This is a genomic window from Candidatus Erwinia haradaeae, assembly GCF_900698955.1.
Classification (GTDB): Bacteria; Pseudomonadota; Gammaproteobacteria; order Enterobacterales; family Enterobacteriaceae; genus Erwinia_E; species Erwinia_E haradaeae_G.
In genome coordinates, this window is record NZ_LR217720.1 from 1 (window position 1) to 17888 (window position 17888).

The 17888-nt window shown below is 36.5% G+C and carries 13 protein-coding genes; 7 read left to right on the plus strand and 6 right to left on the minus strand.

Annotation, left to right across the window (positions count from 1 at the left end):
• Window positions 1-81 precede the first annotated feature (81 nt).
• From ERCILAFE3058_RS00005 to rho, 7 genes are all read left to right on the plus strand, one after another.
• Entirely contained in the window at window positions 82-258 is a 177-nt protein-coding gene (locus ERCILAFE3058_RS00005) for a hypothetical protein (protein WP_197730474.1), read from the plus strand.
• A gap of 144 nt (window positions 259-402) precedes the next feature.
• Window positions 403-2307: a tRNA uridine-5-carboxymethylaminomethyl(34) synthesis enzyme MnmG gene (gene mnmG, locus ERCILAFE3058_RS00010; RefSeq protein ID WP_157989465.1), complete on the plus strand. Its 1905-nt coding sequence runs from the start codon at window positions 403-405 to the stop codon at window positions 2305-2307.
• Between the two features lie 984 nt (window positions 2308-3291).
• The gene (locus ERCILAFE3058_RS00015; protein ID WP_157989466.1) at window positions 3292-4935 is read left to right on the plus strand and encodes a CTP synthase; all 1644 of its coding nucleotides are present in this window, start codon (window positions 3292-3294) and stop codon (window positions 4933-4935) included.
• A gap of 92 nt (window positions 4936-5027) precedes the next feature.
• Complete coding sequence (gene eno, locus ERCILAFE3058_RS00020) at window positions 5028-6326, plus strand: phosphopyruvate hydratase (RefSeq protein ID WP_157989467.1); 1299 nt, start codon at window positions 5028-5030, stop codon at window positions 6324-6326.
• A 247-nt stretch (window positions 6327-6573) separates the two neighbouring features.
• Window positions 6574-6714, plus strand: coding sequence for a hypothetical protein (locus ERCILAFE3058_RS00025; RefSeq protein ID WP_162297979.1), 141 nt, complete (start codon window positions 6574-6576; stop codon window positions 6712-6714).
• 46 nt (window positions 6715-6760) lie between these two features.
• Window positions 6761-7078, plus strand: coding sequence for a thioredoxin TrxA (trxA, locus tag ERCILAFE3058_RS00030; protein WP_157989468.1), 318 nt, complete (start codon window positions 6761-6763; stop codon window positions 7076-7078).
• Window positions 7079-7467: 389 nt separating this feature from the next.
• Window positions 7468-8727: a transcription termination factor Rho gene (rho, locus tag ERCILAFE3058_RS00035; RefSeq protein WP_157989469.1), complete on the plus strand. Its 1260-nt coding sequence runs from the start codon at window positions 7468-7470 to the stop codon at window positions 8725-8727.
• A 986-nt stretch (window positions 8728-9713) separates the two neighbouring features.
• Here the strand turns inward: rho and apaH are convergent.
• The 6 genes from apaH to purL form a co-directional block, all read right to left on the minus strand.
• Window positions 9714-10532, minus strand: a complete 819-nt coding sequence (apaH, locus tag ERCILAFE3058_RS00040) for a bis(5'-nucleosyl)-tetraphosphatase (symmetrical) ApaH (RefSeq protein ID WP_157989470.1) — start codon at window positions 10530-10532, stop codon at window positions 9714-9716.
• Between the two features lie 847 nt (window positions 10533-11379).
• Window positions 11380-11724: a 50S ribosomal protein L19 gene (gene rplS / locus ERCILAFE3058_RS00045; RefSeq protein ID WP_157989471.1), complete on the minus strand. Its 345-nt coding sequence runs from the start codon at window positions 11722-11724 to the stop codon at window positions 11380-11382.
• Between the two features lie 29 nt (window positions 11725-11753).
• Window positions 11754-12536: a tRNA (guanosine(37)-N1)-methyltransferase TrmD gene (trmD, locus tag ERCILAFE3058_RS00050; RefSeq protein ID WP_157989472.1), complete on the minus strand. Its 783-nt coding sequence runs from the start codon at window positions 12534-12536 to the stop codon at window positions 11754-11756.
• 54 nt (window positions 12537-12590) lie between these two features.
• A complete protein-coding gene (gene rimM / locus ERCILAFE3058_RS00055; RefSeq protein WP_157989473.1) occupies window positions 12591-13136 on the minus strand; it encodes a ribosome maturation factor RimM in 546 nt (181 codons plus the stop codon).
• Window positions 13133-13402, minus strand: coding sequence for a 30S ribosomal protein S16 (rpsP, locus tag ERCILAFE3058_RS00060; protein ID WP_157989474.1), 270 nt, complete (start codon window positions 13400-13402; stop codon window positions 13133-13135). The genes rimM and rpsP overlap by 4 nt, the downstream gene beginning before the upstream one ends.
• Window positions 13403-13658: 256 nt before the next feature.
• Complete coding sequence (gene purL / locus ERCILAFE3058_RS00065) at window positions 13659-17549, minus strand: phosphoribosylformylglycinamidine synthase (RefSeq protein WP_157990029.1); 3891 nt, start codon at window positions 17547-17549, stop codon at window positions 13659-13661.
• Between the last annotated feature and the right edge of the window lie 339 nt (window positions 17550-17888).

Genomic DNA, 17888 nt, shown 5'->3' on the forward strand with positions numbered 1-17888 from the left:
TTATCCACAGAAAAATGATGCATTATTATAATAATAATTTTTATTCTTTTATTAACACCTAACTAAACATTAGTGACATTAGTGACATTAGTGACATTAGTGACATTAGTGACATTAGTGACATTAGTGACATTAGTGACATTAGTGACATTAGTGACATTAGTGACATTAGTGACATTAGTGACATTAGTGACATTAGTGACATTAGCAATGATGTTTGTTCCGTTGGAAGTATTTATGGTAGTATGTTTAAAATAGAGGTGTGAGTTATCGTCTTTTCTTGAAGCATGGTGCTGCCAAGAGGAGTCCTTTGTGTGCTACATTTACTGAATGCTAATATGTAATGGATATGCTTTGATAATAGTACACCCATGCTACTGAGGCCTATGAGAGTAGAGTGCCATGTTTTATTTAGAGTCTTTTGATGTAATTGTTGTTGGTGGTGGTCATGCTGGGACCGAAGCTTCTTTTGTTTCTTCACGAATGGGAAGAAAAACGCTATTGCTTACTCATAACATAGATACTTTAGGGCAACTTTCTTGTAATCCTGCCATTGGCGGGGTTGGCAAAGGTCATTTGGTGAAAGAAATAGACGCGCTAGGTGGTTTAATGGGAGCGGCTATTGATAAATCCGGCATTCAATTTAGAATTCTTAATGCTAGCAAAGGACCTGCTGTACGGGCTACTCGAGCGCAAGCTGATCGTATATTATACCGTCAGGCAGTCTGCGAATCGTTAAGAAAACAACAAAATTTATTAATATTACAGCAAGTGGTAGAAGATCTATTAATTGAGAAGAACAATGTTATTGGTGTACTTACTAAAATGGGAATTAAATTTCGCGCTAACGCGGTTGTTCTTACTACGGGTACGTTTTTAGATGGTAAAATTTATGTTGGCATGCAGAGTTATTCTGGGGGTCGCACGGGAGATGCTTCGTCCATTTCGCTTTCTCGTCGTTTGCGCGAATTACCATTACGAGTGGGTCGTCTTAAAACTGGAACTCCGCCTCGTATTGATATGAGAGGCATTGATTTTAACATATTAACTCCGCAATTTGGGCAAGTTCCTTTACCTGTTTTTTCATTTTTAGGGGGTATTTCGCAGCATCCACAACAAGTACCTTGTCATATTACACACACGAATGAGAAGACTCATCAAATTATTCGTGATAGTCTTGATTATAGTCCAATATATAATGGATCTATTAAGAGCACTGGGCCACGTTACTGTCCATCAATAGAAGATAAAGTTATGCGTTTTTCTGATCGCAATGCGCACCAGATCTTCTTGGAACCGGAAGGGCTGACAAGTAGTGAAATTTATCCCAATGGTATTTCTACTAGCCTCCCTTTTGATGTACAAATTCAAGTTGTACGTTCGATATATGGTATGAGTAACGCGACTATTACTCGTCCAGGTTATGCTATTGAATATGATTTTTTTGATCCGTGCGGCTTAAAGAAAACATTGGAAAGCAAGCATATTCAAGGGTTGTTTTTTGCTGGACAGATTAATGGTACTACTGGTTATGAGGAAGCTGCTGCCCAAGGTTTATTAGCCGGCCTGAATGCTGGTAGATTTGTGTGTGGCAAGGATAGTTGGGTTCCAAGGCGTGATGAAGCTTACCTAGGTGTTTTAGTAGATGATTTATGTACTCGAGGTGTTACTGAGCCTTATCGTATGTTTACGGCACGTGCCGAGTACCGCCTTATTTTGCGTGAAGATAACGCTGACTTACGTTTAACTTCTATTGGTTATCAATTGGGTATAGTGAGTGATATTCGTTGGCGACGTTTAAATGAAAAATTAGAAAATATTGAAAAAGAACGTCAGAGGTTGCGAGATTTTAGAGTACATCCTCGTTCTCTTGACGCATCTCAAATTAATACTTTTATGCGATCTCCATTAGTTAAGGAGGTAAATGGTGAAGAGTTATTACGATATCCAGATGTGACATATAAAAAGCTAGTAAATCATATAGATAATTTTTTTTGTGGGTTATCTGATATAGAGGCTATGGAGCAAGTAGAGATTCAGGTAAAATACGAGGGTTATATTGTACGTCAACAAAAAGAAGTCGCTAAGCATATCCAACATGAAAATACGTTAATCCCTATTAATATCGATTATCATCAAGTAGGGGGCCTCTCTCATGAAGTATTGGTTAAGCTACAGCATCATCGTCCTGAGTCAATTGGTCAGGCATCGCGTATATCCGGTATTACACCGGCAGCGATTTCTATTTTAATTGTTTTTTTAAAAAAAAGAGGTCTTTTAAACGCTTTACATACTTTTAAGATTTGAAATACTCAATCTATCTATTAGATAGAGCGTATAGATGCTATTGCATTTTTATACATGAAATTTTCGTAGTTTATATATATTGTTTTAATAAAATTATTACTTGAGTAGAAGATTTTCATTATAAGAATTTTATTGATTATTTAGTTTTTAGTATTTATTAAATTTTATTTAAAATAAATACTTTTAAGAGTTGATGAAATAAATCTGAAATTAACAGAATGTTTTATTTTAAATTCTCATTTATGCTTTTTAATTATTTTCAGTAATTTTTATCATTATGTAAAATTAATAATGCATATCTCATGGTATTAACTCCTCTCATATTGTAAATAGTATTATATTTATCTGACATAATGATGCTATCGTATAATGTTGGTTAATCTATATCCTAATTAATGATGCCTTCTTTAACAAAGCTAAAGTTTTTATAGTATATGCCATTAACTCTAAATATTAGAGTATTTTGATTTATTTTTACTGGTATACGAAAATATAATTCTATTTTTTTATATGATGGATTATTTTTTGAATGGAAAGATTGCACTATAGAATATGCATTTTTAATGAAAATATATGATATTATAGAAAATATAGTCGTGAGAATTTTAGGTTCTCGAAGAGTAGGTATATTGATATTGATTTATATATTATCACTGTCTATTAGTTCTTGTTTTTGTCACATATCTGTATTGAGGTTGAAAAGTAAGTGTATTGCATGTTTCAATTCTTTTACGGTAACTATTACATCATATTTGTAATTAAAGGAAAATTTTTGAGGATACATAATTAATATGCTTAGTTTATAATATCTGTTTACCATCATTTATAGTTAAGGATTCGGCTATTTAGGGTAAAGCATCAAAGATAATGATCTTAATTGAATTTCGTTGAGGTCCGTCAAAGAGAAATAGCTATTCTTCATAGTTTGCATATATACTGTTATTTTTTCTGGATATAGATTGAATTATTATTCTTAGGTTAAGCATGACAACACATTATATATTTATAACTGGTGGGGTAGTCTCCTCTTTAGGAAAGGGTATTGTTGCAGGTTCATTAGCTGCTATTCTTGAAGCACGTGGTTTACAAGTTACTATTATAAAATTAGATCCGTATATTAATGTGGATCCAGGGACCATGAGTCCAACACAGCATGGTGAAGTATTTGTCACAGGTGATGGTGCGGAAACTGATTTGGATCTTGGACACTATGAGCGTTTTATTCGTACAAGAATGGGTCGTCGTAATAATTGTACCACTGGTCGTATTTATTCTGGTGTTTTACATAAAGAAAGGCGTGGAGAATATCAAGGAGCCACTGTACAGGTTATCCCTCATATTACCAATGCTATTAAAGAGCATATTATTGAAGGAGGTGAGGGTTACGGCATAGTACTAGTAGAAATTGGGGGCACCGTTGGTGATATTGAATCATTACCATTCCTAGAGGCTATTCGGCAAATGGCGGTTGATGTTGATCGTTCGAATACTATGTATATTCATTTAACTTTAGTACCGTATATGGCAGCTGCAGGTGAAGTAAAAACAAAGCCCACACAGCATTCAGTAAAAGAACTTCTATCAATTGGCATTCAACCAGATGTTCTTATTTGTCGTTCTAGCTTTACGGTGCCAATTAATGAACGTGCTAAAATTGCACTATTTTGCAACGTATCTGAAAAAGCTGTGATTTCTTTAAGAGATGTGAATTCTATTTACAAAATTCCAGGTATGTTACAATCGCAGGGGTTAGATGATTATATTTGTAAACGTTTTCATTTAGATGCGCCAATAGCTGATTTATCAGAGTGGGAGCGGGTGGTTTACCAAGAGGATAATCCTGATGGTGAGCTACGTATAGGCATGGTAGGGAAATATGTTGAATTACCAGATGCGTATAAGTCAGTTATTGAAGCTCTTAAACACGCCGGATTAAAAATTCGTATGACGGTTAATATTAAACTTATAGATTCACAGGATATAGAATCTCACGGTGTCAATCTTTTAAAAGATTTAGATGCGATTTTAATTCCTGGTGGTTTTGGGTATCGTGGTGTCGAGGGTAAATTAATTACAGCACGATATGCTCGTGAAAATAAAGTACCTTATTTAGGAATTTGTCTAGGGATGCAAGTGGCGTTAATTGAGTTTGCGCGTAATGTGCTCTATATGAAAGATGCTAATTCTACTGAATTTGTACCGGATTGTCGATACCCTGTAGTGGATTTAATTACTTCATGGCATGATTCGAAAGGAAATATCGTACGCCGTACTGGACAAAGTGATCTAGGTGGGACAATGCGATTAGGTAGTCAGAGGTGTCAGTTAGTAAATCATAGCCTAGTACGGCGTCTGTATGGTTCTGATAGCATTATCGAGCGTCATCGTCATCGGTATGAAGTAAATAAGATTTTTTTAACACAAATTAAAGAAGCTGGATTATATGTCACTGGACATTCTGGAGACAATCAGGTAGTGGAGGTTATTGAGCTCCCTTCTCACCCCTGGTTTTTGGCATGTCAATTCCATCCAGAATTTACTTCTACGCCAAGAGAAGGTCACCCGTTATTTATTGGTTTTGTTACAGCTGCTATGCTATATCAGAAACAAAAAAATGACACTTTTTAGATATAGCTGTAAGAATTCTCCATATTTGTATGATGTATCCATAGTGGAAAATACGTTATCACTGATTTTCTTATACGCATGAAGGGGTAAGCATGTCTAAAATTATTCAAGTGCTCTCTAGAGAAATTATTGATTCTCGTGGGTATCCGACAGTAGAAGCAGAGGTACACTTAGAGGGTGGTTTTGTAGGACTTGCAGCTGCACCTTCCGGTGCTTCCGTTGGTATACATGAAGCATTAGAATTACGTGATGGCGAGGTGTCACGTTTTCTAGGGAAAGGTGTTAAGAAAGCTGTTGATGCTGTGAATGTTTTTATTTCTAAGGTTATTAAAGGTCACGATGCCAAAGATCAAGATAATATAGATCGTATGATGATTGATCTAGACGGTACGAAAAACAAATCTAGGTTAGGAGCTAATGCTATCCTTGCCGTCTCCTTAGCGACAGCTAAGGCTGCTTCTGCTTCTAAAGGAATGCCATTTTATGAGCATATATCAGAATTAAATGGCACGCCTGGAAAATTTTCTATGCCTTTACCAATGATTAATGTGATCAATGGAGGGAAGCATGCCAATAATAATCTCGATATACAAGAGTTTATGATACAACCCGTTAGTGCAAAAACATTAAAAGAAGCAGTCCGTATGGGCGCTGAAGTTTTTCATGCATTAGGAAAGATATTACGTTTGAAGTACATGAGCACTACGGTTGGAGATGAAGGTGGTTATGCTCCTTACATAAAAAATACTTTTGATGTATTAGATATAATTTCTGAAGCGGTGGAAGAAGCAGGTTATCAATTGGGTCGTGATATCGCTTTTGCAATAGATTGTGCAGCATCTGAGTTATATGAAAATGGTAAATATATACTACATGGAGAGAATCGTAGAGCTTTTTCTTCGGCTGAATTTACACATTTTCTTGCAGATCTTGCTAGTAAATATCCTATTATTTCTATTGAAGATGGTTTAGATGAATCTGATTGGTCTGGTTTTGCATACCAGACACAAGTTTTAGGTAGTAAGATTCAACTAGTCGGGGATGATGTTTTTGTAACGAACACAAAAATTTTACAAGAAGGTATTAAGAAAGGTGTCGCTAATTCTATTCTTATTAAATTTAACCAAATTGGTTCTCTTACTGAAACTTTAGCAGCGATTAAAATGGCGAAAGATGCGGGTTATACTACCATTATCTCTCATCGCTCTGGTGAGACTGAAGATGTAACGATTGCAGATCTTGCAGTGGGTACGGCTGCTGGTCAGATTAAAACGGGCTCTATGAGTCGATCTGATCGTGTTGCTAAGTATAATCAATTGATCCGTATTGAAGAAGCATTAGGTAACCGTGCGCCTTTTTATGGTGTCAAAGAAGTTAAAAATCAGTCATAATTGATTTTCATAAGTGTGAATGGTACCTATTTCGTTTGTAATAGGTAGGTTTTTCATCCCTATCTCCGTGATTTTTTATATCTGTTAATTTTTTCGTGATAAACTACATGTAGTCGTAGACTTACTGCTGTAATAACACATGCAATAGATGCACTGATTAAAAGATGCGAGTTTTTAACAATGAAAATTTATATCTCTGAATATGTTATTAATATTAAACAATGTACTATAGTGGAGTAGATCACTGATGTGTCTCACTATTAATCAATATTTTAATGATACTCATGCTGGCTACGCTGTTAAATTTTCTTCATCATCGCCTCATCATACTGATCTTCAAAGGGGTATGGAGGCAGTAAGATATGCTAGATTGGATGCTCTCGTATAGTCCCTGATGGAGTAGCATAGATACTTTAAGCCCATAGGAGCGTAAAATGACTGATTTAACTGACTTAAATTTTGATAGAGTGGTTCTTCAGGCAACAGGCCTTGTATTAGTGGATTTTTGGGCAGAGTGGTGTAATCCTTGTAAAATGATTGCTCCTATACTGGATGAATTGGCTATTGAATATAAGGAAACACTCGTAGTTGTGAAATTGAATATTGATCAAAACTCTGACGTAACATTAAAATATAACATTCGTAGCGTACCCACCTTGCTGCTATTTAAAAATGGTCACGTGATTGCTACTAAAGTTGGTGCTGCTTCGAAAGGTCAGCTAAGGGGCTTTCTACAAGAACATTGTGGGTAAGATGCTTGTATGCCATAACCCTCTAACAATCAAATAAATTTTTCTCTGACCGCTAGACGGTCAGTACGAACCGTGTTATTGTTACTTACATCGTACGACGTAATCTTTATTTGTATTGCACATGTGCGACAAACTCTAGTCTTAGAGACTGTCCATTTGAAATTTGACTAACATTCAGCAATTTGACGGTTGGAGTGTGCTATCTTTTCTTTATTTTCTGACCGTTGCCTCATTATTTAGATATGTACTTTTCTATACGCTATCGTTGAGCGGACTTCAAATTGAGAATTCATACTCATAAAATACACAGGCATAGATTTTTAAATCTAGCTACTGATGACTAATTACTCAATATATACCCCAAGCTTAAGAAACAAGAATCCACCATTATGAATCTTACCAACTTAAAAAACACTCTGGTTTCTGACCTAATTGTTCTTGGTGAGAATATGGGTCTCGAAAATCTGGCCCGCATTCGAAAACAGGACATTATTTTCTCTATACTCAAACAGCATGCAAAAAGCGGCGAAGATATCTTTGGAAATGGAGTTCTAGAAATACTACAGGATGGATTTGGTTTTTTACGCTCTAGCGACAGCTCTTATCTTGCTGGTCCTGATGACATATATGTTTCCCCTAGCCAAATTCGACGATTTAATCTTCGTACTGGCGATACAATTTCCGGTAAAATTCGCCCACCAAAAGAGGGTGAACGCTATTTTGCATTATTAAAGGTTAATGAAGTTAACTATGATAAGCCGGAAAACGCACGTAATAAAATTCTTTTTGAAAATTTAACGCCATTACATGCCAATTCGCGTTTGCGTATGGAACGTGGTAATGGTTCTACTGAAGATTTAACTGCGCGTGTGCTCGATTTAGCTGCACCTATCGGCCGCGGACAACGTGGTTTAATTGTTGCTCCGCCTAAGGCAGGCAAAACTATATTACTTCAAAACATTGCACAAAGTATTGCCTATAATCATCCCGAGTGTGTTTTAATGGTTTTACTAATCGATGAGCGCCCAGAAGAAGTTACTGAGATGCAGCGTTTGGTGAAAGGAGAAGTGATCGCTTCTACTTTTGATGAACCCGCATCACGTCACGTGCAAGTGGCTGAAATGGTAATTGAGAAAGCTAAACGTTTAGTGGAGCATAAAAAAGATGTCATAATTTTATTAGATTCTATTACGCGCCTAGCGCGAGCATATAATACTGTTGTCCCTGCTTCAGGTAAGGTTTTAACGGGGGGTGTTGATGCTAATGCCTTGCATCGCCCTAAACGTTTCTTTGGCGCGGCGCGTAATGTGGAAGAAGGTGGTAGTCTAACTATTATTGCTACTGCGTTAGTAGATACTGGGTCAAAAATGGATGAAGTTATTTATGAAGAATTTAAAGGCACCGGTAACATGGAACTGCATTTAGCACGCAAGATTTCTGAGAAACGCGTATTTCCTGCTATTGATTATAATCGCTCTGGCACTCGCAAAGAGGAGTTATTGACCTTTCCAGAAGAATTACAAAAGATGTGGATACTGCGCAAAATTATTCACCCCATGAGTGAAATTGATGCTATGGAATTTCTAATGAATAAATTGTCTATGAGCAAAACGAATGATGAGTTTTTTGATATGATGAAAAGATCATAATTAATAAAAATTTGTTTCCTTTAGTACTACAAGAAAAATTTTTATCGTATATAGTCTACATGTTCGTTTTTATATCATTATTTTTCATTTGGAACCTTTAGGTGTCTATACATCATAAGATCATCCGAGTATTTTATACTAACTGAGTGCGTATAAAATAACTGAGTATATTGTATATCTGCAGATAATGATTCTTCTTGTGATATTTTATAGGAAGGGTCCTCTAGCGAAGAAAGGTGTGTTAATGACAAAAAAATATTCTATGAGAGATATGTGACTGAAACACACGTTTTTCACTATAATATCGCTGAACACGAGGATACCTGTGCATAGATTTTTTTATTAAAATAATGTCTCTATTTTATAGAGATGCGCTATATTTACTCTATTGTAAATAGCGCGCCAACTCGTTCCATATGTAATTGAATAGCATCTTGTAAAAGAGCAATTAGGTTATATGAGACTAGAAGGGGATAGCAGGTTATCATATACTTCAGTGTTTAGGAAAAGTAGTATATTTTGATAAAAATCATTCACTCTGTTAAGAGCATATTGCTGGTTAAAAACACTTAAATATAGTTTTTACTTTGACTCATTAATGCATTGAGCATAGATAATATATAATAAAAATTATTTGTAGTATGAGTTAATGATAATTAATAAGACTCTTACAAGAGAGAGGTGTCTATACTACTGTTACCGACATGATTTAACTTTAATATTTATTTTTCTGTGGCCACATTAGACAAGAAGGCTATCAAACCATATTTGTATAAGTATGATGATTTATGGTATTTCATTCCCTCTGAGTTATGATGCTAGCCGCACCGATCAAAAAGAATATATTAAAGCATATATAGTATTAATACTATTAATCTTATCGTATGTTTTATAAGGAATTATAAAATAAGATTACGTAATTCCATTTAATACAATACTGGGATGCTTTATATAGAGAGCATTTTAACCATCGCGGTCATGTAAACTTATTTTATATGTAGAGAAGTTTGTATAAATGTTTTTTTGTCTTCCCAGCGTAGCGCTGTTAGATGTCCACCCCAACAACACCCTGTATCTAATCCAATAATTCCATTTGGGAGTCCTTTTCCGGATAATGCCGCCCAGTGGCCAAATATGATTGTATAATCTTTTGTAATGAGACTGGGTATACTAAACCAAGGTTTTAGTGGGGAAGGGGTGCGATTTGGTAGTGTTTTAGCAACCATATCTAGCTGTCCATTAGGAAAACAATACCTCATGCGTGTCAAGGCATTAGTGCTAAAACGTAATCGTTCGAGGCCGGTTAATTCTGGTGACCAGTTGTTTGGAGTGTTTTCATACATAGATTCAAAAAACTCTAAATAAGACTCACCACTTAATACTTCTGCCATTTCACATGCACATGTACGTGCTGTTTTGAGATCCCATTGAGGCGTGATACCTGCATGGGACATGATAATCTTATTTTTTTCATCTATTTGCAATAAAGGTTGGTTTCTTAGCCAATTGATCAATGATTGTATATCATGCGCTTCTAACAAGTTTTTCAGAGGAGTTTTTGGTTTTTTGCGACTCTTTCCGACATACATAGCCAATAGATTCAGATCATGATTACCTAAGACTAGTTTTACGCAGTTATTTAACTGATATAATAAACGTAAGACTTCAAGGGAATGCGGCCCACGAGCGACCAAATCACCAGTTAACCATAATTTATCTTGATCAGGGTTAAATTTTACTTTCGCAAGTAATAATTGTAATTCGTTATAACATCCATGGATGTCACCAACTAAATATGTGCTCATCAATACACCACTAAAGACAAAATAAATAGGGAGGCGTGTGCGGTATATATCCATCGTATGAATATAGTCGATGAAAGATCATAGCGTATATTTATTATATAGGTTTTTTGATGAAAGCAGTAATTATGTATGGTGTGTTTTATCTTTATTTTGCGCACTGCTATTCTATACATAATATTCATACTAATGAATATATTACATATAGGTATATCGGATCTTATCTGTTTAATATAGTTATGATTCTTAATGGAAGAATATATTAACTTGAGAATCTGATATCGCAGAAAAGGTTTTTAAGAGATATAACGATAAATATCAATATATATTGACAAGAAATTTGCTATTTATATGGAAAGTGAATATGTAACGTCTACATATAAACATCATTTTTACTGATATTATACTCAAATTCCAGCTAATGCTAATTTCTATAGGTCTTGGAAAATTCAGTGATTTTGAAGAAATCTCACAAGCATGAATATTTTATACCTAGAGTATAATTGATCTATGTTGTGCTTATCAGCAAATGCATATGCATTTGCTGCACAGGTCAAATGATGAATAGGATAATACTATCTTTAGTAGACATACTTCTCATATGCCATGAATTAATGGTGAGTATATTTTTGACGTCACCTTTTAAGGATTATCATAGCGTACTGTAGATTAAATCAGACTAAATTTTATTGAGCCTATTATGCGTGCATAGGTACTACTTTCTCATATTTTGTGTTTTATAGTTTATGCATGTTTTGATTGACATCTTTGACTATATATCTCCATGTACAACGGATAAGACGGTACAAAGATTGCATCTTATGTATAGAATGAGATAAGACATCTTTTATTACAAACGTTCTTTTATTCGTGCCGCCTTACCAGTACGTTTACGAAGATAGTATAATTTAGCTTTGCGTACTGCTCCATGACGTTTAATAGTGATATTATGAATCATAGGGGAATGAGTCTGGAAGACACGCTCTAAGCCCTCTCCATTAGAAATTTTACGCACTGTAAATGCAGAGTTTAATCCTCTTTTTCGAATAGCGATCACAATACCATCAAATGTTTGTAAGCGTTTTTTTATACCTTCAAATACCCATACCACTACTTCTAGTGAATCTCCAGAACGGAATATAGGAATATTTAGTTTTAGTTGCTTTTCTTCAATTTTCTTAATTATATTACTCATTACTTTATCTCTGATAGTGGGTAGATAAGTTAAGACCACGAGGAGCTGTCTAGTCCTTGTATTTTTTTATGCATTACAGAGTGTTCACTCTGGAATTCAGTCAGTAATGATTTTTGCTCTTCAGTTAAGACAAGCTTCTTTAACAGTTCTGGTCGACGTAGCCAAGTACGACCGATTGACTGTTTGAGGCGCCAACGACGAATTTTATCATGATCCCCTGACAATAAAACAGAAGGGACGTGGATTCCCTCTAGTACTTCTGGCCTAGTATAGTGTGGGTAGTCTAATAAACCATTAAAAAAAGAATCTTGCATAGCGGAATCTTGTTTTCCTAGCACACCGGGTAAGAATCTTGCTACTGCATCAATGAGTGTCATAGCTGGTAATTCCCCCCCGCTGAGCACGTAGTCACCAATAGACCATTCTTCATCAATGTCATGTTGAATAACTCGTTCATCGATACCTTCATAGCGACCACATACTAAAATAAGGTTTGGATGTTTTGCTAATTCATATACACCATTTTGATCCAGCGTGCGCCCTTGAGGTGATAAATAGATCACCTTATGGTTGGGACCCACTGTCTTTTGAGCCGTGCGAATAGCATCTCGTAATGGTTGGAGCATCATTAACATTCCTGGACCTCCGCCATATGTACGTCCATCAATGGTACGATGTTTATCATGTGTAAAGTCACGTGGATTCCAGCTATGCAATTGAATCAAGTTGTTCTGTATTGCTCGCCTAGTGACTCCATAATCAGTAATAGCACGGAACATCTGAGGAAATAGACTGATGACACCAATCCACATATTGATCTCTAAAAAATAACATTGATATAAAGTTGTCAAATTACGATTTCAGAATTATTTATCCCAATGTACATAAATTATCTGATTCGCAAGATCTATATTTTTAATCACCTTGTTATGAAGAAAGGGAATTAATATTTCTTTCATTCTACCACGCACTTTTAAATTCGTCTGTACAATCAGCACATCATTTGAACCAGTTTCGAGTATCTGAATCACGACACCCAACACAATATGTTTAATATTAATAACTTGACATCCTATGAGGTCTTTCCAATAGTATTCCCCTTCCGACAGAGGAGGAAGTTGGTTGGTATGTATGATGATTTCCTGATTGGTTAATTTTTCCCTTACGATTTCAGGGTAATCTATACCTTTAATCTTGATCACTATTTTCTGGTTGTATGTCTTCCATCGCGCTACTTCTATAATATCCAATTTATCTGCTATTTTCACAAACCAGGGATAATACCTAAAAATATTAGTGTTGACTTCAGTATAAGAACATACTTTGAGCCAACCATGCGTACCATATGGAGCACCCATGATACCTATAATCAATGAATTAACTGGAACCCATTGCGGGAGTGGTATTTTCATGTAGAAGCTTGCAATATATGATTATGTTTTTTTGCTTTTTTAATGAGTTTTTTGACACAGTTAGATAGAACAGCGCCTTGTTTTACCCAAATATCAATACGGTCTATATCTAAACGCAGGGGAGTGGCATAACCAGCAGAGATTGGATTAAAAAATCCCACTCGTTCGATAAAACGACCATCGCGTGCATTGCGACTGTCTGTAACAACGACTTGATAAAATGGACGCTTTTTTGCGCCATGACGTGCTAAACGAATTTTTACCATAAAATCCTCTTTAGTTAAAAGAAATGATCTTGATCAAAGAACAAGATTACATGCTCGGAATGAAAAATAATAGTGAATGATGTATTTGATAACGTTTTTGTATTAGATAATAGGTAGTATAGATTGCTTGTTTTGTAATATAAATAGGATAACATCCATTATTGCTGCGATTTTAAATAATATTAAGATATTGATATTAGTGTTTATTTAAACATGCAATATATACTTTTTGTATTCTATATAGAGATTCTCTAATTCAACCTAATTGTTTACGAGCGTTACGAAATACACGCATCCATGGACCATCGACTCCCCATTTTTCTGGATACCATGAATGAGTAATAGTCCGATAGACCCGCTCTGGATGTGGCATCATAATTGTAACACATCCGCTCTCATTGGTGACTGCTGCAATTCCATGCGGTGAACCGTTGGGATTAAACGGATACTGTTCAGTAACATTACCAAAGTTATCTATAAAACGTATTGCCACCAATTTTTTTCTTTCTAAGTTTTGGAGTTGTATGTTGTGAGAGATGTCTGCGTATCCTTCGCCATGTGACACTGCAATAGGTATTTTGGAGCCAATCATCCCCTCTAGAAGTAGAGAGGCGCTATTTGATATTTCCACAAGACTAAATCGACTTTCAAAGCATTCCGATTGATTACGTACAAAACGAGGCCAATCTTGACTTCCTGGGATGAGCTCTCTTAAATTAGATAGCATCTGGCATCCGTTACATACCCCTAGTGCTAAAGTTTGTTGACGTTGGAAGAATGTTGAAAATTCATCATACAGGCGATGATGAAACAAAATGGATTTTGCCCACCCCTCGCCCGCTCCTAGCACATCGCCATAGGAAAAACCTCCACATGCGGCTAGCATATGGATGTCTTTTAAGCTACGCGACCCTGATAGTAAATCGTTCATATGCATGTCAATAGCGTCAAAACCAGCTTCATGGAAAGCCGCTGCCATTTCAACATGAGAATTAATCCCTTGTTCACGTAATATTGCTACTTTTGGTCGAGGGCTGTTCGCTATAAATGGCGCAGCGATATCTTCTTGCGGATCAAAGGTGAGGGTCACATTCAGTCCTGGATCTCTGTTATCCATTTTACGTGTATGTTCTTGATCTGCAAATGTAGGATTATCTCGCATACGTTGTATTTTCCAAGTAGTTTCTGCCCACCAGAGACGTAGCGATATACGACTATGATCGTATATTATTGATTGGTTCCGCGAGATGATAAATCGGTCACCTGGAGCAGCCTTGCCAAGTATATGTATACAGGACAGTAGTTGATAGTCTTCTAACACTTGTTGTACCGCTTTTAGATCGACAGATCTTACCTGAATGACCGCGCCTAGCTCCTCATTAAACAAGACGGAAAGGATATCATTACTCATTGTGGTAATGTCGATCTCAATACCACAGTGACCTGCGAAAGCCATTTCTGCTAATGTAACGAGTAGCCCACCGTCTGAACGATCGTGATAGGCCAGTATATGATTTTTAGATAGTAATGTTTGAATAGCTTTCCAAAAATTTGCTAATTGTTGTACATCTCTAATGTCTGCAGGTTGGTCTCCTAACTGACGATAAACCTGTGATAAAGCCGTAGCGCCAAGTGCGTTGTGCCCATTACCAAGGTCAATGAGAAGGAGGACATTATCGCAAGTTTTGAGTTGTGGTGTTACAGTTTTACGAATATCTTCTACGCGTGCAAATGCAGTAATTACTAGAGATAAAGGAGCGGTGACTGCATGTTCTTCATTATCTTCATTCCAGCGTGTTTTCATAGACATAGAATCCTTTCCTACTGGAATAGTAAGGCCGAGTGCTGGACATAATTCCTTGCTTACTGCGTTAACTGCTTCGTATAAACCAACGTCCTCGCCAGGATGACAACTGGCTGCCATCCAGTTTGCTGATAACTTTACTCGATTTATTGTGCCAATCTGTGTTGCTGCAAGGTTAGTAAGCGCCTCGCCAACTGCCAAGCGGCCAGAAGCGGCACAGTTTATTAAGGAGACTGGGGTGCGTTCTCCTAGAGCGAGCGCTTCACCGTAATAACAATCGCGCGCTAAACTAGCGCTTGTTACTGCGCAGTCAGCAACAGGAATCTGCCATGGGCCAATCATTTGGTCACGAACTACCATCCCTCCAACAGAACGATCACAAATTGTAATTAAGAATGTTTTTTCTGCTACTGTAGGTAAATGTAGTACGCGATATACTGCATCAGAAAGAGATATATGATTATATACTAGCGGTATGTGTTTAACTTTTGAGTTAGAGACAGTACGCGTAAGCTTTAGCGTATGGTCCAAAAGGAAATGCATGGGAATGTCGATTAATGTTGTATTAAAATAGTTGTCAAAAAGTAATAGGTGTTTATCTGCAGTAGCTTCGCCGATCACGGAATATGGTGTACGCTCACGCTGACATATCATATCAAAGAGTGATAAATGGTCACTAGAAATTGCTATCAGATATCGTTCTTGTGATTCATTACACCATATTTCTAATGGGCTCATACCTTTTTCATTGCTAGGAATGTTACGTAAGTTAAATACACCGCCGCACTGACCATAGTGTAGCATTTCTGGTAACGCATTAGAAATTCCACCAGCACCTATATCGTGAATCGATAAAATAGGGTTATTTTCCCTCAATTGCCAACAACGATCAATTACTTCCTGACATCGGCGTTCCATTTCTGGGTTGTCACGTTGTACGGATGAAAAATCATAATCTGCGCTAGACTGTCCGGTGGTCACTGAAGAAGCCGCGCCTCCACCTACACCAATCTTCATCGCCGGGCCACCCAAAATAATAATTTTATCGCCTGCCATAATTTGGCGTTTCTTTACATGATCCGCATAGATATTTCCAATGCCACCCACAAGCATGATTGGTTTATGATAGCCACGTATTTCATAACCATTATGGCTTTGAATGCGTTCTGCATAAGTGCGAAAGTATCCACTAATAATTGGCCGACCAAATTCGTTATTAAATGCAGATCCGCCTAATGATCCATTAATGATGATATCCAACGCGCTGCTAATATTGTTTGGTTTACCAAAATCTTCTTCCCATGGTTGCTTAAATCCTGGAATACACAAGTTAGATACGGAAAAACCTGATAATCCAGCTTTAGGTTTAGCTCCGCGCCCAGTGGCACCTTCATCACGAATTTCACCGCCTGAACCCGTAGCTGCTCCTGGCCATGGGGAAATAGCTGTTGGATGATTATGTGTTTCTACCTTCATAACAATATGTGTTTTTTCTTGATGAAAGGTATAGAAACCATTTTGATTAGCATAAAAGCGGCCAATTGTAAATCCCTCCATTACTGCTGCATTATCTTGATAAGCTGAAAGAATATAATCTGGAGTGGCTTTTAAGGTATGTTGAATCATTTTGAAGAGTGATGTATTGATTTTCTTTCCATCAATGATCCAGTCAGCATTAAAGATTTTATGACGACAGTGCTCAGAGTTCGCCTGTGCAAACATATAGATTTCTATATCTGTTGGATTTCGTTTAAGGGCTTGAAACACTGTCATGAGGTAGTTAATTTCGCTATCTGAAAGTGCAAGATTAAGCATTATGTTAGCTTGTACTAGTTTTTCTTTCCCTCCATACAGTATATCAATATATTCTAGAGGTCTTGGGTATTGATGTATAAATAAGGCATTAGCTTCTTGTAGGTCAGTGAAGATGCTTTCTGTCATACGATCATAAAGGAATGTACCTACTTTTTTCCATTGTTTTTCACTTAAAGGTTCAGATGTGATATAGAATTTTTTTCCACGCTCTATGCGTTTAACGGTATTTAATGAGCAGTTGTGGGCAAGCTCAGTTGCTTTGGAAGACCATGCCGAGAGGGTACCAGGTCGTGGAACTACAAGCAATACTCGACCCTCTGGGATGTACTGATCTCGAGTAGGACCATATTGTAAGAGACGCTTTAGTAGAATGGTTTGATCGTGCTTCAAAGGTTCGCTGATATCTACAAAATGAGTATGCTCAGCATAAATATTACGCACTGGGAGATTTTCTATCTGAAAGCTATTGAGTAACGCTCTAATCCTACTGACCGACAGTGCGGGTGGACCACGCAGTATTTCCATCATCATGAAAGGTCTCTATAATTTTTAGCGCCAATAGGTGGCTATATTTACTAGATTTTAGGAAATACAGATTGTTATGACCGTTTCTTTTTTTTAAAATAAGTGTATGAAATTTTATGGATGTAAGTTGTCGCAGGGACATATATAAACCATTTAGTATTTCACCAATAAAAAGATAAAAATTTGGATAAAGATTGGAGTCGATATTACAATAAAATAAAACTACTAGGACGTTGTTACTTAGGTGCTTTTTGGATATCTCATAAAGATATCTCGTGAGAGATTATCTATTTTACTAATTTTACGTTACTATGTGATTCACATGCATACATGTGATAGTGA